This window comes from Autumnicola aciditolerans, assembly GCF_041679265.1.
Taxonomy (GTDB): domain Bacteria; phylum Bacteroidota; class Bacteroidia; order Flavobacteriales; family Flavobacteriaceae; genus Autumnicola.
This window is the reverse complement of the sequence record NZ_JBGFSM010000012.1, coordinates 81885-99427: the sequence shown is the minus strand read 5'-3', so window position 1 is coordinate 99427 and position 17543 is coordinate 81885. Positions and strand designations below refer to the sequence as shown.

16 protein-coding genes are annotated in these 17543 nt (G+C 41.1%); 7 read left to right on the top strand and 9 right to left on the bottom strand.

Features of this window, described 5'->3' with window-relative positions:
- Positions 1 to 11 precede the first annotated feature (11 nt).
- Positions 12 to 965 carry an OmpA/MotB family protein gene (locus AB8M93_RS13585; RefSeq protein WP_373058638.1) on the top strand — a complete coding sequence of 318 codons (954 nt, stop codon included), beginning with the start codon at positions 12 to 14 and terminating at the stop codon, positions 963 to 965.
- 147 nt (positions 966 to 1112) lie between these two features.
- Positions 1113 to 2147, top strand: a complete 1035-nt coding sequence (locus tag AB8M93_RS13580) for an NADP(H)-dependent aldo-keto reductase (protein ID WP_373058572.1) — start codon at positions 1113 to 1115, stop codon at positions 2145 to 2147.
- Position 2148: 1 nt separating this feature from the next.
- On the opposite strand, the gene AB8M93_RS13575 is transcribed toward AB8M93_RS13580, so the two are convergent.
- From AB8M93_RS13575 to panC, 6 genes are all read right to left on the bottom strand, one after another.
- Positions 2149 to 3282, bottom strand: a complete 1134-nt coding sequence (locus AB8M93_RS13575; RefSeq protein ID WP_373058570.1) for a peptidoglycan DD-metalloendopeptidase family protein — start codon at positions 3280 to 3282, stop codon at positions 2149 to 2151.
- Between the two features lie 44 nt (positions 3283 to 3326).
- Positions 3327 to 4691, bottom strand: coding sequence for a DNA repair protein RadA (gene radA / locus AB8M93_RS13570; RefSeq protein ID WP_373058568.1), 1365 nt, complete (start codon positions 4689 to 4691; stop codon positions 3327 to 3329).
- A 111-nt stretch (positions 4692 to 4802) separates the two neighbouring features.
- Positions 4803 to 5951 (bottom strand): alpha/beta hydrolase, encoded by a 1149-nt coding sequence (locus AB8M93_RS13565; protein WP_373058566.1) that lies wholly within the window; start codon positions 5949 to 5951, stop codon positions 4803 to 4805.
- A 39-nt stretch (positions 5952 to 5990) separates the two neighbouring features.
- A complete protein-coding gene (locus AB8M93_RS13560) occupies positions 5991 to 6932 on the bottom strand; it encodes a lysylphosphatidylglycerol synthase transmembrane domain-containing protein (protein ID WP_373058564.1) in 942 nt (313 codons plus the stop codon).
- Between the two features lie 30 nt (positions 6933 to 6962).
- Positions 6963 to 7313: an aspartate 1-decarboxylase gene (panD, locus tag AB8M93_RS13555; protein WP_373058562.1), complete on the bottom strand. Its 351-nt coding sequence runs from the start codon at positions 7311 to 7313 to the stop codon at positions 6963 to 6965.
- 9 nt (positions 7314 to 7322) lie between these two features.
- Positions 7323 to 8174 carry a pantoate--beta-alanine ligase gene (panC, locus tag AB8M93_RS13550; RefSeq protein ID WP_373058560.1) on the bottom strand — a complete coding sequence of 284 codons (852 nt, stop codon included), beginning with the start codon at positions 8172 to 8174 and terminating at the stop codon, positions 7323 to 7325.
- 110 nt (positions 8175 to 8284) lie between these two features.
- On the opposite strand from panC, the gene AB8M93_RS13545 reads away from it, so the two are divergent.
- The 5 genes from AB8M93_RS13545 (at position 8285) to AB8M93_RS13525 (ending at position 14689) form a co-directional block, all read left to right on the top strand.
- Positions 8285 to 9097 carry a glycogen/starch synthase gene (locus tag AB8M93_RS13545; RefSeq protein WP_373058558.1) on the top strand — a complete coding sequence of 271 codons (813 nt, stop codon included), beginning with the start codon at positions 8285 to 8287 and terminating at the stop codon, positions 9095 to 9097.
- Positions 9098 to 9107: 10 nt separating this feature from the next.
- The gene (gene bamH / locus AB8M93_RS13540) at positions 9108 to 10688 is read left to right on the top strand and encodes a BamH family beta-barrel-assembly machinery protein (protein WP_373058556.1); all 1581 of its coding nucleotides are present in this window, start codon (positions 9108 to 9110) and stop codon (positions 10686 to 10688) included.
- A gap of 5 nt (positions 10689 to 10693) precedes the next feature.
- Complete coding sequence (gene glmS / locus AB8M93_RS13535) at positions 10694 to 12541, top strand: glutamine--fructose-6-phosphate transaminase (isomerizing) (RefSeq protein ID WP_373058554.1); 1848 nt, start codon at positions 10694 to 10696, stop codon at positions 12539 to 12541.
- 267 nt (positions 12542 to 12808) lie between these two features.
- Positions 12809 to 14320 carry a F0F1 ATP synthase subunit beta gene (atpD, locus tag AB8M93_RS13530; protein ID WP_373058552.1) on the top strand — a complete coding sequence of 504 codons (1512 nt, stop codon included), beginning with the start codon at positions 12809 to 12811 and terminating at the stop codon, positions 14318 to 14320.
- Positions 14321 to 14401: 81 nt separating this feature from the next.
- A complete protein-coding gene (locus AB8M93_RS13525) occupies positions 14402 to 14689 on the top strand; it encodes a hypothetical protein (RefSeq protein WP_373058550.1) in 288 nt (95 codons plus the stop codon).
- 269 nt (positions 14690 to 14958) lie between these two features.
- On the opposite strand, the gene AB8M93_RS13520 is transcribed toward AB8M93_RS13525, so the two are convergent.
- From AB8M93_RS13520 to AB8M93_RS13510, 3 genes are read right to left on the bottom strand one after another with little or no spacing between them, the layout of a single operon-like run.
- Entirely contained in the window at positions 14959 to 16731 is a 1773-nt protein-coding gene (locus tag AB8M93_RS13520) for a M61 family metallopeptidase (RefSeq protein ID WP_373058548.1), read from the bottom strand.
- A 46-nt stretch (positions 16732 to 16777) separates the two neighbouring features.
- Complete coding sequence (locus AB8M93_RS13515) at positions 16778 to 16987, bottom strand: helix-turn-helix domain-containing protein (RefSeq protein ID WP_373058546.1); 210 nt, start codon at positions 16985 to 16987, stop codon at positions 16778 to 16780.
- A gap of 3 nt (positions 16988 to 16990) precedes the next feature.
- Positions 16991 to 17506, bottom strand: coding sequence for a DUF2975 domain-containing protein (locus AB8M93_RS13510; protein ID WP_373058544.1), 516 nt, complete (start codon positions 17504 to 17506; stop codon positions 16991 to 16993).
- Between the last annotated feature and the right edge of the window lie 37 nt (positions 17507 to 17543).

Here is a 17543-nt window from a genome sequence, read left to right as displayed (position 1 = left end):
TATTTAAAATGATGGTTAAAAAATCCTTCTTTCTATTAGCAACGCTAACTTTAACGTTACAGTCTTGTGTATCTTCCAAAGTTTATGACGAACTGGAAAGCAAGCATGCTGAACTTACCCGTGAAAATAGGGAAATGGCAGCGCAGATAAGAGATTATGAAAAAATGCAGGCAGAGTATGAAAGTCTTCAGAAAGAATATGAACAACTTTCTGCTGAGCGTGAAAATTTAGCCGAAAAACTTTCCGGCCTTACTTCCAAATATGAAAATTTGAAAAATTCTTATGATGCCCTGGAGCAAAACAGTTCTGCGGCCATTGCAGAAAATTCCCGCCAAAACCGGGAGCTGCTCGCGCAGCTGGAGGAGAAGGAAAGTGCACTGGCGGCTGAGCAAATTCGTCTTGAAAAACTTCAGAAGGATTTACAGGCCCGCTCCAGGCGGGTGGATGAGCTGGAAGCTCTTATCGCGGCAAAAGATGCTAAGATGAACGCGCTGAAAGATGCAATTTCGAAAGCGCTTACTAATTTTGAAGGGAAAGGCCTTACCGTAGAGCAGCGTAATGGGAAGGTTTATGTTTCTATGGAAAACAAACTGCTTTTCGATTCCGGTAGCTGGGCGGTGAATGCCGAAGGTAGGAAAGCCGTGCAGCAGCTGGGGCAGGTACTGGCCCAAAACCCAGATATTGCCGTGCTAATTGAAGGACATACCGATAATGTGCCTTACGGTGGCAGCGGCCCTTTAAAAGATAACTGGGATTTATCAACCAAAAGGGCAACAGCAATTGTGCAGATTTTAAAAGAAAATAATAGTATAGACCCTCAAAACCTCACTGCTGCGGGAAGAGGAGAATATGCCCCCGTCGCTACAAACGAAACTGCCGAAGGCAGGGCAAAAAACAGAAGAATTGAAGTGATTCTCACTCCTAAACTGGATGAGATTACCAAGCTTTTGAACGAAACTGAATAGTAATAAATTTAAAGAGGCTATCCTGCAAGGTTTTCAAAACCTTGTAGGTTTCATTTTGAAAATAGCGGAGCCGGATTAATTTAAAGTTGAGAAACTTTATGAAGTGTAATAAATGACCCGGAAAGTTTTCAGAAAAAAAAGCACCACATGAAATATACAAAAATACCAACTACAGATATAAAAGTGAGTAAAATCTGCCTGGGCACCATGACCTGGGGAGAGCAGAACACCGAGGCTGAAGGGCATGCACAAATAGAATATGCGCTGGAAAGGGGAATAAACTTCCTTGATGCCGCAGAGATGTATCCTGTTCCCGCCAATGCTAAAACCCAGGGAAGAACAGAGGAAATAATAGGGACCTGGTTGAAGAAAACCGGGAAGAGGGAAGAGATTGTATTGGCTTCAAAAGTAGCCGGACCTGCAGAAATGGTATCGCATATTAGGCCAAATCTTGGCTATCATAAGGAAGCGATCCAGGATGCGCTTGATAAAAGTTTAAAGCGCCTGCAAACCGATTATTTGGATCTTTATCAGCTACATTGGCCGGAGCGGCAAACCAACTTTTTTGGGAAAAGAGGTTACCAACACGAGGAAGAGGAATGGGAAGATAATTTTAAAGAAGTACTGCAACACCTGGAAGAAATGGTAAAAGCAGGAAAAATTCGCCATATCGGGCTTTCTAATGAAACTGCCTATGGTCTTATGCGATTTCTCGAAGAAAGTGGGAAAAATGATCTTCCACGAGTGGTGACTGTGCAAAATCCTTACAACCTTTTAAATCGTAAGGATGAAATTGGGCTTACAGAAATTCTTCATCGGGAAAATGTGGGGCTCTTGCCTTATTCGCCGTTGGGAATGGGAACTTTAACGGGTAAACATCTCAACGGAATTAAGGAGAATTCAAGGCTGGGTCTTTTTCCGCAGTATAGAAGATATTCAGGAGAACAGGCAGTTCAAGCGACCAGGGCTTATAAGGAAATTGCAGTAAAGTACGACATTAGCCTTACGCACCTTGCATTGGCTTTTGTAAATCAGCAGCCATTTGTAACCAGTAATATTATTGGAGCAACCACTATGGAGCAGCTCTCTGAAAATATCGAAAGCATCAACATAGAACTTTCCGAAGAAATTCTAAGGGAAATTGATGAAGTGCAGGAGGCAATTCCCAATCCTGCGCCATAAATTAAATTGGTGTTACCAGGCTTTGATGTATAAAAGAAGCCTTTTTTTGCGATGTCCTTACGTGGTACCAGTCCTCTGATTTACCCAAAATCTGGAGCGTATCGCTGGCTTTGGAGGAGCCAATAATCCTAGAATTTGAGGTGGTAGGCTTATTGCGCAAATTTGCCTGCACTGCTTTGGTAAGTGTTTTATGCGGAATGGCAGAAGTAAGGAATTCGTCTTCCTCTAATTTTTTTGGCTGAAATACATAGTTCATAGGATTGATAGCACCCTCAAAATTTCGGTAAATCCCAAAATGAAGATGTGGGGGAGTAGTTCGCGCATTTCCTGTATTGCCAACAAACCCCAGCGTGTCCCCTGCATTTACAGTTGCCGCTAAAGGTTTTATACTGTCTAAATGGGCGTAATAAAGCGATTGGCGTCTGCGGCTGTCCCTTAGCCAGACCTGTTTGCCGCCAAGCCCTTTTTCACCGGTATAGGTAACCCTTCCTGAAGTAGCTGCCAGCACGGGTGTCCCCCGTTTTGCAAAAATATCTATTCCTTCATGGCTGCGTGCACCGCCATCCCTTTGATCTCCCCAGAAACTCTGTATGGAAGAATTGCTGCCAGAGGCAACAGGGAAAAGATAAACCGGGGTTTTAATCATTTTTAGCAAAAATGCAGAGTTTGCTTCGATGGCTGGTTGCAGAACTACTTTATATTCTCCTTTTGATGGAGCTTCAAAATGTATTGCTTTTTTTCCAAAGTCTGCACTTTCCACCTTGATATAGCGGGAAAGGCTATCCCCGGCTTTTCTATAAATATCAATAAAAACCAGGTCTTTAATAGAATCTGTTTTTACCTCGAAGGTAAAAAGTTCTCCAGGGGAAAGACCAATTTCATAGGAATAAACCGGGAAAGTACGGGGCAGAAAAACCCCTTTTTCCGCGTAAGGAACCTCTACCTGTACACTATCGTTAAGTGCGAGCTCTACCTGATTTTCCCAAAGGCTGAACAGGGTATCTGAAACATTTAGATCCCTTTTGTAAATGGCTTTGGCCGATGGATTGGTAATATAATCTGAAGCTTTATTCAGCTGGGAGCAGCCTGTAACTAGAAATACCACTAAAACTCCCAGAACTCTCCAATATTGCATATGTTTTTCTTTTTCAGTACATTATAAGCACGAACTGTGCCAGATTACCCAAAAAGATGGCTCACAACGTCTTCAATTTTAGCTAATTTAATAATATTTATCTTATAATTTTTATTTGGGACTTTACTTTGTTTCGAAATTAAAATGGTGGCAAAACCTAGTTTTTCGGCTTCAATAATCCTTTGCTCAACACGGGTGACGGGACGTATTTCTCCTGCCAACCCAACTTCAGCAGCAAAACACACATCTTTTGGTACGGGAATATCTTCATTGGAGCTTAGAATGGCCGCGACTACGGCAAGGTCTATCGCGGGATCATCTACCGAAATTCCACCGGTGATGTTCAGGAAAACATCTTTTGCTCCAAGTTTAAACCCTGCTCTTTTTTCCAGCACCGCCAGGATCATATTCAGCCTTTTTGCATTGTATCCCGTGGTAGATCGTTGCGGAGTACCGTAAACGGCAGTGCTTACCAGGGCCTGGATTTCTATCATGAGCGGGCGCATGCCTTCCAGGGTGGCCGCGATGGCAGTACCGCTTAAATCTTCATCATTTTTGGAAATGAGGATTTCAGAGGGGTTGCTTACCTCCCGCAGTCCGCTGCCCTGCATTTCGTAAATTCCCAGTTCGTGTGTGGAGCCAAAACGGTTTTTATGGGCACGCAGAATACGGTAAACGTGGTTGCGGTCTCCTTCAAACTGCAGGACGGTATCCACCATATGTTCAAGCACTTTGGGCCCGGCTATGCTTCCTTCTTTGGTAATATGGCCAATAAGGATCACCGGTACAGCACTTTCCTTGGCAAATTTTATAAGTTCCGCAGTACATTCCCGTATTTGGGAAATACTCCCCGGGGAACTTTCAATATAATCACTATGTAAAGTCTGAATAGAGTCAATAATGACCATTTCCGGGGAAATGGCTTCGATCTGCCGAAAAATGTTCTGCGTTTTTGTTTCTGTAAGGATATAGCAGTTTGCCGGATTTGGGTCTATACGCTCTGCCCGCATTTTAATTTGCTGCTGGCTTTCTTCCCCCGAAACGTAAAGCACTTTAAATTTAAACTGAAGGGAAATCTGAAGCAACAAGGTACTTTTGCCAATTCCCGGTTCGCCACCAAGCAGGGTGAGGGAGCCGGGAACCAGTCCGCCGCCCAAAACCCGGTCCAGCTCATTATTTCCGGTTTTCCACCTGTTTTGAGGGGCATTCTCAATTTCGGCAATTTTTAAAGGTTTGGCGATCCTTTTGGCTTCTTTGGCCGCGGGGGATTTCCAGTCTTTTGGATCCGGCTTTTGAACAACTTCTTCTACAATAGTGTTCCACTCCCCGCAGGAAGTACATCTTCCCTGCCATTTTGAATATTGTGCGCCACAATTCTGGCAATAAAAAGTAGTTTTGACTTTTGCCATTTTTCAACTTCATTTTACTCGATAATCGAGATTTAGAGGCCTCAAGGCTGTCTTGATTTAAAATGTATTGCTTATTAATACCTCAGGACTTACCCCGAAGAGTTTTTGCCGCTAATAACCGAAATCCCTTTTAATTGCGTTGGCTTTTTCCAACATATAATCCACCGTTAAAAAAGCAATTTTTTTCTGCCCGTATGCATTTTGATAGGTACGCATCGCTTTTTTTGGATTTCCTGTTTCTTCTTCATACCGGGCTTCAAAATAAGTGGCCAGCATAGTGCCGGGAAAACTGTCTGCGGCAAGTTTGCTAAGCTCCTTATATTCGTCCCAGCGTCTGGTTTTTTCGATCGCCTGGTGCACCGCCATAAAATCATTTAGCCTGATCTTTTTTTCTATTCCGAAGAGATCATTAATAGATTCATACTTCTCTTCCAGGTATGCTGTAGGAGAAACCGAAGTTTGCAGGAGTACTTCGTTATAATCCTTTTTTGAAATGGGTCGGAATACAGTAAAAATACTTTCTATGGCTGAAGGAATGGCTTTGCCTACCAGCGAATAATGAGTGGCACCTTCAAAATTATCAAATTTATAGGAAACCCTTTTATTATCCAGGTTTTGTAAAGAATTGTTCAGGGAAAGGATATTTTCCTGTAAATCAGTGATATCCTCGCTTCCTGTGGCGAGATAGAACCATTTTTTTGATTCTGCCGTATTGAGGGCATTGGTGATTCTTTGTGCCATTTCAGGAGCAAAGTCAGGACTTAAATTTATGTAAGCTTTAAAAACGGGATCAGGCTTGAGCAGGTAATAGTTTATAAAATTAGAGGTAAAATCATGCCCTATAATAATTCTAAAGGTATTGGTACGGTATTTTTCATCTATGCTTTTAAGAAGCTCCATCCCCAGGAATTCAAAAAAGGCCGCGCCCTGTTTTGCGGGCAGGTACCTGTTTTCATCATAAGCGGTATCTTCCTGGCGGGTGCCATCCTGGTTAATGCCCACCACAATCATTTCGGGGATCTCCTCCCAATAGGAGTAATAATCCACCATCCCGGCAACGGGTTCAAATAAATAATCGCCGTCCAGCACAATTGCCACGGGATATCTTTTTTCTGTATTTTCCTCGTAATTTCTTGGAAGCTGGATTTTTATTTCTCTTTCTTCCTGTAGTTTTGTAGAGGGGATCTTTTCATAAATAACCTGGGCAGAGCTGAGTACATGGCACATCAATACCGCCGCGAACAGTAGTTTTTTTATCATAGGTGTAGGTAGATAGATTTACCCGCACAATATAGGTATTTATTTCTTTTGGTTTAAAAGTGGTAAAAAGAGGAAGGATAAAGCACCTAAAACCAATACCAGCAGGGTTTGTGTTCCCCACACTATCCAGCCGAAGGCTTCTCCGCTTTGTCTTGAAATTCCGTAGAAGGTGAGAATGGCACCAATTGCAACGGGATATACGCCAATTCCCCCGTTGGTGGCAGAGATGGCAAAAGAGCCTACTACAAAAGCAGCCATTATGGCTCCAACTCCTGCATGAGCAGTTTCAGGAACGGTAAAGGTAATCACATAAAACATAAGAACGTACATTGCCCAGATAAAAATGGTATGAAAGATAAAAGCCCACTTTTTTTTCATTTTTAATATGCTTCGCATTCCATCCAGTAATCCCTTTGCCATTTCCCTTAATTTAAGCGCAATCTTCCATTCAGATTTTTTAATAAACTGTAGCACCAAAACCCCAAGGCTAACTAACAACATTAAGATTCCAATGCTCAATACCGGATTTATATTATTGGCTTCAAAAAACGATACCAAAATTTTTGTTTGAAAAGCAAGGGAGCACAATACGATAGCAAGCAGGACAATAAGGTCTGCAATTCTTTCTGAGATAATGGTGCCAAAGCCTTTCTCAAAAGGCACTTTTTCGTAAGAAGAAAGGGTGGCGGCGCGCAGCATTTCTCCGGAACGGGGAATACCAAGGTTGGCCAGATAACCCACCATTACAGCCATAAAGCTATTACGTAATTCTGGGCGATAGCCCAGGGGGTCTAACAGGAATTTCCAGCGGTAGGCACGAGACAAATGGGAAAGGGTGCCAAAGGCTAAGGAAATAAGGATCCACATTGGGTTTGCCTTCAGGATATTATGAAGCAATTCCTGCCTTTCCTGCGGGGTGGCATTTTGAATAGAAAACCAAATAAAAAAAATCCCAAGAGCAAGCGGGAGAATGATCTTCAAAATTTTAGTGGCTCTCTTCTTCAAAAGCTATTAATTGAGAAGATTGGTTTCTTCATTAGGGAAGACCAGGGAAGGTTTAAATTTTTTTGCTTCTTCAAAATCCATAATAGCGTAAGCGATTAAAATTAAAACATCGCCTTTAGCAACTTTTCTTGCGGCAGCCCCGTTTAAGGTTATTTCTCCCGAATTGCGAGGGCCGGGAATAACATAAGTTTCCAGTCTCTCCCCGTTGTTGTTGTTAACAATTTGTACCTTTTCCCCCTCAATAATATTTGCAGCTTCCATAAGATCTTCATCAATGGTAATGCTGCCTATATAATTTAAATCGGCGCCGGTAACTTTAACCCTGTGAATTTTAGACTTTACTACGTGAACTTGCATGTTGCAGAATCAATTATTTAAAGGCATATTATCAATAAGTCTTACATCACCGGCATAAGCGGCGATAAAAGCTCTGTATTGATTTCCTTTGGTTTTGTGGTTAATTGTTTGTAATGTTTTTGTATTGGCAATTTCAAAATATTCCAGTTTCAAAAATGGATGGTTTTTAAATTGCTCTTTTACCCATTGGGTGATGTATTCTGCACTTTTTGTGCCAAACAATTCCCTGGATTTTAGGAGAGTCTGGTAAATAAATGCTGCTTTTTCCCGATGCTGCTCACTTAGTCGCTCATTCCTGGAACTCCTTGCAAGGCCGGAATCTTCTCTTAAAATGGGGCAGCCCACAATTTCAACGGGAAGTTGCAAATTTTCAGAAAGTTTCCTGATGATTTGTAATTGCTGAAAATCTTTTTCGCCAAAAAATGCTTTATGAGGCCTGATGGTTTCAAAAAGTAATTTAATAACGGTTCCCACTCCGTCAAAATGTCCGTTTCTGTACCTGCCTTCCATTACCTTCTCAAGCCCGCCAAAATTAAAATGTTCTGAAACTACAGCCTGGCCATACAATTCATTTGCAGTGGGGACAAAAACGATAAGATTTTCCTCTGCCTGTTGCAGGAGCTCAAGGTCTTTTTCCAGAGTACGCGGATATTTTTCTAAATCTTCAGGATTGTCAAATTGCGTGGGGTTAACAAAGATGCTTACCACCACCCGGTCACACTCCAGTGCGGCCCTTTTTACAAGAGAGAAATGCCCTTCATGTAAAGCGCCCATAGTAGGAACCAATCCAATAATTTTTCCGTCAGATCGCAGACCTTCCAGAGTACTTTTCAGAGCTTCTTTTTCTTTAAAAATCTGCATTTTATTATAAAATTAACAGCGTGCAAACTTAATATATTACTAGCAATCTGCATAAATTTTTGTAATTTTGCGTGTTTTTTATTCGCAATCGCATTTAAAGCAAAGATTTTATGAAAGATAAGAGAGTATTGTACGTCTCCTCTGAAGTTATACCCTACCTGCCTGAAACCGAAATTTCATCAACCTCCTTTGAAGCCGCTAAAATGGTTAACAATGCCGGAGGCCAGATACGTATTTTTATGCCAAGGTTTGGAAATATCAATGAAAGGAGGCATCAATTACATGAAGTAATAAGACTTTCAGGAATAAATCTGGTGATAAATGATCTGGATATGCCTTTGATCATCAAGGTGGCATCTATCCCAAAGGAAAGAATGCAGGTTTATTTTATAGATAATGAAGATTATTTTAAAAGAAAAGCAACTCTAACCGATGAAGATGGAAAACTTTTTGATGATAATGATGAAAGGGCCATCTTTTTTGCTAAAGGGGTAATTGAAACCGTTAAGAAATTAAACTGGTCGCCGGACATTATTCATGTGCATGGATGGCTGGCTTCGCTTTTACCGTTGTATCTGCGAAATTACTATGGTAATGAACCGTTGTTTAGCGATGCAAAAATAGTGACCTCTATTTACAATCAAAGCTTTGATGAGACGTTAAGTACAGAGATGCAGGAAAAAGTCCTGTTTGACGGAATGGAAAACAAAAATGTAAAACATTTGGAAAAGCCGGGATATGTAAATCTTATAAAGACTGCCGTAGATAATTCTGACGCAGTAATTATTAGTGGGGACAATGTGCCAGACGAGCTAAAAGAATATGTGAACAGGCTCAATAAACCCGTTCTTCCTTACAAAAACAGGGAAGAATTTGCCCAGGCTTATCAGGATTTTTATGCTACCAAAGTCCTAAAACAGTAAAAAACAGCTAATGAATTTTAAGAGATTGATGGTAAAAATAACAACCCTTTCTGTTGTTGTTTTTTCTTTTTATGCATGTGACAAAGATTACAGTACCATTGGAGGGGAAGTAATAGATAACCCTACAGATGTGGATCTTAGGGAAGTAGAGGTCACCGCATGGTCCCGCAAAATAGATACGGTACAAACCAACAATTTACCGGCCTATCTTCTGGGAGTTTATAATAATGAAATTTACGGGCAAACTGAAGCGAGTATTGTGACCCAATTGTCCCTATCTACCACTCCCAATTTTGGTACTGAACCTGTTCTGGACAGCGTGGTGTTAAGAATTCCGTATTTTAGTACTACTGTAGAGGGAACGGGCAATACAGAGGTTGAGTACGCTCTGGATTCTATTTACGGAGATTCCAGAGCTCCAATAAAATTATCGGTTTCCGAATCGGGTTATTATCTTAACGATTATGATCCTGATTCCGGATTTGAAGACCGCCAAAGGTATTTTTCAACTCAGCAGAATCTTATTGAACAGAACCTGAGAGGAGCGGTGCTCTATGAGAATGATCATTTTGTGCCTTCAAACCAGAAAATAGTATCTTATGAACCGGCGGCAGATGCTATAAATGATACCGTGATTTCGGCTCCTGCTTTAAGGCTGAAGTTGCCGGACGAATCTGTGGAATATTTTCAGCAAAAGATATTGGATATGCAGGGAGATGCAGTATTGACCAATAATTCCAATTTCAGAAATTATTTCAGAGGGCTATTTATAAAGGCCGAAGCAATAAATGAAAATGGCAGCATGGCTTTGCTCAATTTAGGAAGTGCCGATGCCGGGGTCACCTTATATTATAAACACCAGGTTGAAGTTGAAAATGAAGAGGATACTTTAGTAAGGAGTAGTTATAAACTCAATCTAGGCAGCAATGCATTCAACACTTTCCAGGAAGGTTATCCTGCAGATATTTTTCAGGAGATAAACGCCTCTGATTCTATTCAGGGAGCTGAAAACCTTTATCTTAAAGGCGGTGAAGGTAGTATGGCGGTAATTAAACTTTTCCCGGATGACGCTGAACTGGAGGAGCTGCGGACTAATAACTGGCTTATTAATGAAGCAAACCTGAGTTTTTACGTAAACCAGGATGCAGTGGAAGGCGCACAGGAGCCGGAAAGAGTTTACTTATATGATCTTGATAATAACCGTATTTTAGTAGATTATACCTACGATACCGGAACAACCACGGCGGATCCCGTTAACTCGCGCACCTCTTTTGCTTCCAGGCTGGTAAGGGAAGAAGATGGCACAGGTGTAAAATATACCCTTAGAATTACACAGCATGTTAATAATATTCTTAATGAAGAAGCTGAGAATGTGCGTTTGGGGCTGGTTATAGTGCCCAATATAAACAGCGTGGTACAAACCGGTACCACCGCAGCTTACAATGCTATGGTAAAAGGCGGGGAAGAAGTAGAAAGCATTCCTGCGGTCTCATTACTGTCTCCAAAGGGAACTGTACTATACGGGAATCTGGCCGGTGATGATGCCAAAAGGCTAAAGCTTAGAATTTATTATACAGAAACAAACCAATAGAAATTATGTGTGGAATTGTAGGATATATTGGACATAGAGATGCCTATCCTGTTGTTTTAAAAGGCCTTCAAAGGTTAGAATACCGTGGTTATGACAGTGCGGGTATTGTATTGTATGACGAAGGAGAATTGAAATTATGCAAAACAAAGGGGAAAGTTTCAGATCTTAAGGAAAAGATGGAAAGTACAGTGGATACCAGTGGAAGTGTTGGTCTTGGCCATACCCGCTGGGCCACTCATGGTGAACCTAATGATGTAAATTCCCATCCCCATTATTCCAATTCAGGAGACCTGGTTATTATTCACAACGGGATTATTGAAAATTACGATTCCCTTAAAAAAGAGCTTAAAAAACGAGGCTATACTTTTAAAAGTGAGACAGATACTGAAGTTTTAGTGAACCTTATTGAAGATGTAATCCAAAAAGAAGGTGTTAAACTGGGGAAGGCTGTGCAAATTGCTCTAAACCAAACCGTAGGAGCCTATGCTATCGCAGTTTTTGATAAAAGAAAGCCAGATGAAATCGTGGTGGCCAGGCTGGGAAGTCCTTTGGCTATAGGGATTGGTGAGGACGAATTTTTTGTGGCTTCAGATGCTTCTCCTTTTATTGAATTTACGAACAATGCCATTTATCTTGAAGATGGGGAAATGGCTGTGGTAAGACGTAATAAAGAAGTAAAGATCAGGAAGATCAAAGACGATTCCCTGGTAGACCCTTATGTTCATGAACTTCAGATGAATCTTGAACAGATTGAAAAAGGCGGTTTTGAGCATTTTATGCTGAAGGAAATTTTTGAGCAGCCAGATGCCATAAGCGATACCTATCGTGGCAGAATGCTTCCTGAAAAAGGTATGGTAAGAATGGCCGGGGTAGATGATCATATTGAAAGAATATCAAATGCCAAGAGGATAATTATTGTAGCCTGTGGTACTTCCTGGCACGCAGGGCTGGTTGCGGAATATATCTTTGAAGAACTGGCAAGAATTCCTGTAGAAGTGGAATATGCTTCCGAGTTCAGGTATCGCAATCCTATTATTTCTGAAAAAGATGTGGTTATTGCCATTTCCCAAAGTGGAGAAACGGCAGATACTATGGCGGCTATAAAACTTGCCAAAGAAAAAGGGGCTTTTGTTTTTGGGGTTTGCAATGTCGTGGGATCTTCCATTTCAAGGGAAACCCATGCCGGCGCTTACACTCATGCAGGTCCGGAGATTGGGGTGGCCTCAACCAAGGCTTTTACCACTCAAATTACCGTACTTACTTTAATGGCGCTTAAACTTGCCAAACATAAGGGTACGATTTCAAATTCCGACTTTCAATTTCATTTACAGGAGCTTGAAAGAATTCCTGCTAAAGTGGAAAAAGCTTTAAAAGCAGACGATAAGATAAAGGAGATCGCCAGTATTTATAAAAATGCTACCAATTGCTTATACCTGGGGCGGGGATTTAATTTCCCTGTCGCCCTGGAAGGAGCGCTAAAGCTAAAGGAAATCTCTTATATTCATGCAGAGGGATATCCCGCGGCCGAGATGAAGCATGGCCCTATTGCTTTAATAGATGAGCAAATGCCGGTGGTGGTAATCGCTACAAGAAAAGGATATTATGAAAAAGTGGTTAGCAATATCCAGGAGATAAAATCCAGAAAAGGAAAAATAATCGCCATTGTTACAGATGGGGATGTAGAAGTTAGAGAACTTGCAGACCATGTAATTGAAGTACCGGAAACTATGGAATCTATGAGCCCGTTGCTCACCACTATTCCGTTACAATTACTCTCTTATCACATTGCAGTAATGCTTGGTAAAAACGTAGATCAGCCCAGGAACCTGGCAAAATCAGTTACAGTAGAATAAAGTAGAGCGACAATTTATTTTAAAAAAAACCTCTTGTTCTTTAATAAGGGGTTTTTTTATGCCCTTCCGTAGTCAAAATTCTTTGGAGAAAGCGGGAAAATGCTGGCTTGGATATGAGGTAAAAAAGTTATTTCTTGCGCTCTATGATTTTATAAAGAAAAAACTATCTTTGCAGCCTGAAAAAGGCTCTTTCAGGGCTTACGTAATTATAAGTCAGCCTTATAGATTTTTTCAGATTTTAAATAGTAAACAATAAAGAATTAGATAATGTCTAAAGTCACAGGTAAAGTTGCCCAGATTATTGGCCCTGTAGTTGATGTTGTGTTCGACTCAGAAAACAGTGAATTACCGAGAATTTACGATTCTCTGGAGATTACAAGAAAAGACGGTTCCATTTTAGTATTAGAAGTACAGTCCCACGTGGGAGAAGATACTGTACGTACTATCTCAATGGATTCTACAGATGGTTTGAGCAGGGGAGTTGAAGTGCTTGCCACAGGTTCTCCCATACAAATGCCCGTTGGTGCAGATGTGTACGGCCGTTTGTTCAATGTAATTGGAGACGCGATTGATGGTCTTGGAAATCTTCCAAAATCAGGAAAAGACGGTCTTCCAATCCACCGTGAAGCGCCAAAATTTGAGGATTTATCTGTTTCTACTGAAGTGCTTTTTACCGGGATTAAGGTAATAGACCTTATTGAGCCTTACTCTAAAGGTGGTAAAATTGGCCTTTTTGGAGGTGCCGGTGTGGGTAAAACCGTACTTATCCAGGAGCTTATTAACAATATCGCCAAAGGCCACGGTGGTCTTTCTGTTTTTGCCGGGGTTGGTGAAAGAACAAGGGAAGGTAACGACCTTTTAAGAGAGATGCTGGAATCCGGAATTATAAAATATGGCGAAGATTTTATGCATTCTATGGAAGAAGGCGGCTGGGACCTTCAGAAAGTAGATAAAAAGGCCATGAAAGATTCCAAGGCAACTTTCGTATTCGGGCAAATGAACGAACCACCCGGGGCACGTGCACGTGTGGCGCTTTCAGGTTTGACTATTGCAGAATATTTTAGGGATGGAGCCGGAGAAGGGCAGGGGAAAGATGTACTTTTCTTTGTAGATAACATTTTTAGATTTACCCAGGCAGGTTCAGAGGTGTCCGCACTTCTTGGGCGTATGCCTTCTGCGGTGGGTTATCAGCCAACGCTTGCCACCGAAATGGGTGCCATGCAGGAAAGGATTACTTCCACTAAAAATGGATCTATTACCTCTGTACAGGCGGTTTATGTGCCTGCAGATGACTTGACAGACCCGGCGCCGGCAACAACATTTGCCCACCTGGATGCAACCACTGTACTTTCACGTAAAATCGCCGAGCTTGGTATTTATCCTGCGGTAGATCCATTAGATTCAACTTCAAGGATTCTTACTCCTGAAATTTTAGGAAAAGATCATTACAATTGTGCTCAAAGGGTAAAAGAGCTACTTCAGCGGTACAAAGAATTGCAGGATATTATCGCTATTCTTGGGATGGAAGAACTTTCTGAAGAGGATAAACTTGCGGTTTCGCGGGCAAGGCGTGTACAGCGTTTCCTGTCTCAGCCATTCCACGTAGCCGAGCAGTTTACAGGCCTTAAAGGAGTGTTGGTAGATATTAAAGATACCATTAAAGGATTTAATATGATTATGGATGGGGAGCTGGATCACCTTCCGGAAGCCGCTTTTAACCTTAAGGGGACTATAGAAGACGCGATTGAGGCCGGTGAAAAAATGCTGGCGGAATCTTAAAATAGTAAGAAGTACTGGGTAGGTAATTTTGAGAATTATCAAAACCACTTACTCAATACTCAATACTCAATACTAAAAACAATGTATTTAGAAATAGTAACTCCTGAAGCAGTGATTTTTGAAGCCGAAGTAGATGCGGTAAAGGTTCCCGGGCACAATGGTGAATTTCAAATGCTTAATAATCACGCGCCTATAGTTTCTACTTTAACCAAAGGAGAAGTAAAAATTAATCTTGCGGCAGGTGCTGAAACTGAAAAATTGAACAAAAATATCAGGAAATCTTCTTCAGAAGCCAATGTTTTGTACTATGCAATTGAAGGCGGGGTTCTTGAAATGAAAGATAATAAAGCAATTATTCTGGCAGATTAATCCGGAGTAGTTGTTCATCATAAAAAAAGCCTGTTGTGATTTACTCGCGACAGGCTTTTTTTAATTAAAAAAAATTAAACAGGATAAACGGATTAGTACCGGAAATACGAGACGATAATCGAAGCAATCTGTTCTTGCTTTCCTCTATAGGTTTCGTTTTGCTTTTGAAACAGCTCCGCTCTCTTTCTTTTTCCGCGTAGCCGCGAATTATTTTTATTTTTTAAAACCAAACCCTTTGCTTTTTACTTCATTGCCTCTTTCCCTAATTTTTATTTAGCTGAAAGCCATTTTTCCCTGGCAGCTTTAGCTGAAGCAGGAGCATTTTGAGCTATTCTGATGGTATAAGCAGGATCAGGCTGAAGTTTTACTTCTTCCGTGCGTTCTTCTCCATAACTGGAAATGGTGATTTTAAAGGTATCTCCTGGTTTAAAACTTTCCATTTCATTATCCCAGGCTTCTTTACTGCTAATTTCTGCAGAATTAACAGCGATAATTTTATTGCCTTCTTCCAGTCCTGCTATATATGCAGGTGTCCCTTTTTGCGGGCCTCTGCTAATCAGAAGTTCCCTTTCTGTTTCACGAACAGATATCCCGGAATATGCCTGCTCTTTGTTTTGGGAAAGTTCCAGTCCAACCGTTTTAAAAAGTTCCTTATAATCAGGCATATTGCTGTAATAGATATAATTGCTGAAGAAATCTGAAGCAAATTCCTTTCCGGCATATTTGCTTAAACTTATTTCCAGGTCGTCAATAGTGTATGGAATTTCCGGTTCGCCATACGTCTCCCACGCCAGCTTCATAAAATCATCCAGGTTAAGGCCTTTTTCCCGTAGTTTAAGGTCCAGTGCAAGCCCCAGGATACTTCCGTAGGAATAATAGGAAATAAAGGTGTTTTGCCGGTTTACAGGATCTACTGAGGTCGCCGCGTCTACAAACGGTGCCTGGAAACTCATTTCTATAGGGCTAAAATACTGTCTTGCCGGGGAATTCCATACATAATTAAACGTGCCGTTGAGGCTGTTTACATATTCTTCGGGAGTGGTGATTCCCGCACGGCAAAGGATAAGGCCGGTGTAATAACTGGTAAAACCTTCGGCAAACCAGAGGGCGCCGCTCATGTTGGCTTCAGTAAAATTAAAGGGTTCAAGAGATTTAGGCCGTATACGTTCTACATTCCAGGAGTGAAAATATTCATGGGAAACCGTACCGATATTGCCCTGCATTCCGCCTTCGCCTAAACTTTCCACATCGGTTAAAACGGTGCTGTTGCGGTGCTCCATTCCGTCGCCCGAAACGTTTGGCATATAACAGGCCAGGAAGGTATATTCCCCAAAATCATAATCCGGGAGTTCCTCATATACCGCTTTTTCCTGGGCCACGATCTTTTTTACCTGTTCCCAATATTGGTCAAATTCCTGCGCTGTTCCCGGGTGATGCAGCACAAACCTGATGTTTTTACCATCCACCGTATATTCCCTCAGGTCAAAATCACTAATTTCTGTAGGGCTGTCCATAAAATAATACAAATCTGGCGCAAAATATTTGTTGCCGCTTAAATGCTTCAGCTGGGTGGCAATTTTCCAGTCCGGATGACCTTCAGTATTAAATGTAACCTCTATGGGGCGTTGCTTTAATTCTTCAGAATAAATAAAAGTGGCAGGAATGTTTAAATGCGCATGGGTTAGATCCACCTGTGTGTAAGTGCCATCTGCCCGGTTGGCAAATAGTGTGTATTCTATATTCACCGTGCCGTCATGGCCTGAAATTTCCCAGGAATAGGCATCGGGCCTGTTGATTTCCAGCTCCTTGCCTTTGCTGTTGGTAGCTTTAACTCCATAAACATTCTTAATAAATTCATGCAGGGCATACCTGCCGGGGGAAGTGCGGCTCATTCTTAAAACAAGGACTTTAGAATCCAAATCTGGAAAACTAGCCTTGATATTTGCCTCGTGATGTACGGCGTTTTTAAAAGAGATGTTATAGGTGTTGGTTTGGCTGAAACAAATGGTAGAGCAGAATAAAATAGCAATTAATAAGCGCATGTGTTAAGTTTTGGCTGTAAATTAAAAATAATATCAGAGATGGCTGTTATTCTTCTGCAGTATATTCCAGAATATCGCCCGGCTGGCAATCCAGCTCTCGGCAAATGGCTTCCAGAGTAGAGAAACGTACTGCTTTGGCCTTTCCTGTTTTTAAGATGGAAAGATTGGCCGTGGTAATACCTATTTTTTCAGCAAGTTCATTACTCTTCATACCTCGCTGTTCCAGCATCACATCTAAATTAATGTTTATTGGCATGGTTTAAACCGTTAAGTCGTGTTCCTCTTTTATGAATTTCGCCTGTTGAAAAAGCCTTGCCAGATACATAAAAAACAGGCCAACGGCTATAATGAACCAGAGCGATCCAAAGCTGAATTCTGTTATGATGCTAAAGGATAGCCGCTGTTGCATTACTATTTTTTCAAAAAATTGTATGGTTCCCTGAACAATAGTAGTGAATATGATAAGCTGTCCAACTAAATTTAAGAGGGAGATCTGAATCCTGGTGAATAATTTATTTCTGAAGAATTCTCTTATCAGTTTTTTGATGAGGAATACCGTATAAAGGAATAGCGCGGAACCTAGTATCTCTGCCACAAGAAGTAATTTAACAGCAGAAGTTGCCCGGGGGATCTCTGTTTCATTGATAAAAATAGGGATAACAGGCTCATTGGTAAAAATATAGAAAAATACCACTACACTTGTTCCAAAAAAGCTCAGGATTAAAAGTATAAAAGCAATATCCAGGATGGTCTTTAATAAAAAAGGAGGTTTCATGTAATTATTATTGTTTTACAATAACAAACTTATTTAA

Excerpts from the sequence above, each read along its gene's own strand:
- bamH (WP_373058556.1), top strand. The coding sequence starts at position 9,108 with ATGAATTTTAAGAGATTGATGGTAAAAATAACAACCCTTTCTGTTGTT.
- AB8M93_RS13515 (WP_373058546.1), bottom strand. The coding sequence starts at position 16,987 with ATGCCAATAAACATTAATTTAGATGTGATGCTGGAACAGCGAGGTATG.
- AB8M93_RS13565 (WP_373058566.1), bottom strand. The coding sequence starts at position 5,951 with ATGATAAAAAAACTACTGTTCGCGGCGGTATTGATGTGCCATGTACTC.
- AB8M93_RS13545 (WP_373058558.1), top strand. The coding sequence starts at position 8,285 with ATGAAAGATAAGAGAGTATTGTACGTCTCCTCTGAAGTTATACCCTAC.
- AB8M93_RS13575 (WP_373058570.1), bottom strand. The coding sequence starts at position 3,282 with ATGCAATATTGGAGAGTTCTGGGAGTTTTAGTGGTATTTCTAGTTACA.
- atpD (WP_373058552.1), top strand. The coding sequence starts at position 12,809 with ATGTCTAAAGTCACAGGTAAAGTTGCCCAGATTATTGGCCCTGTAGTT.
- glmS (WP_373058554.1), top strand. The coding sequence starts at position 10,694 with ATGTGTGGAATTGTAGGATATATTGGACATAGAGATGCCTATCCTGTT.
- AB8M93_RS13520 (WP_373058548.1), bottom strand. The coding sequence starts at position 16,731 with ATGCGCTTATTAATTGCTATTTTATTCTGCTCTACCATTTGTTTCAGC.
- AB8M93_RS13510 (WP_373058544.1), bottom strand. The coding sequence starts at position 17,506 with ATGAAACCTCCTTTTTTATTAAAGACCATCCTGGATATTGCTTTTATA.
- AB8M93_RS13525 (WP_373058550.1), top strand. The coding sequence starts at position 14,402 with ATGTATTTAGAAATAGTAACTCCTGAAGCAGTGATTTTTGAAGCCGAA.
- AB8M93_RS13580 (WP_373058572.1), top strand. The coding sequence starts at position 1,113 with ATGAAATATACAAAAATACCAACTACAGATATAAAAGTGAGTAAAATC.
- panD (WP_373058562.1), bottom strand. The coding sequence starts at position 7,313 with ATGCAAGTTCACGTAGTAAAGTCTAAAATTCACAGGGTTAAAGTTACC.
- AB8M93_RS13585 (WP_373058638.1), top strand. The coding sequence starts at position 12 with ATGGTTAAAAAATCCTTCTTTCTATTAGCAACGCTAACTTTAACGTTA.
- panC (WP_373058560.1), bottom strand. The coding sequence starts at position 8,174 with ATGCAGATTTTTAAAGAAAAAGAAGCTCTGAAAAGTACTCTGGAAGGT.
- radA (WP_373058568.1), bottom strand. The coding sequence starts at position 4,691 with ATGGCAAAAGTCAAAACTACTTTTTATTGCCAGAATTGTGGCGCACAA.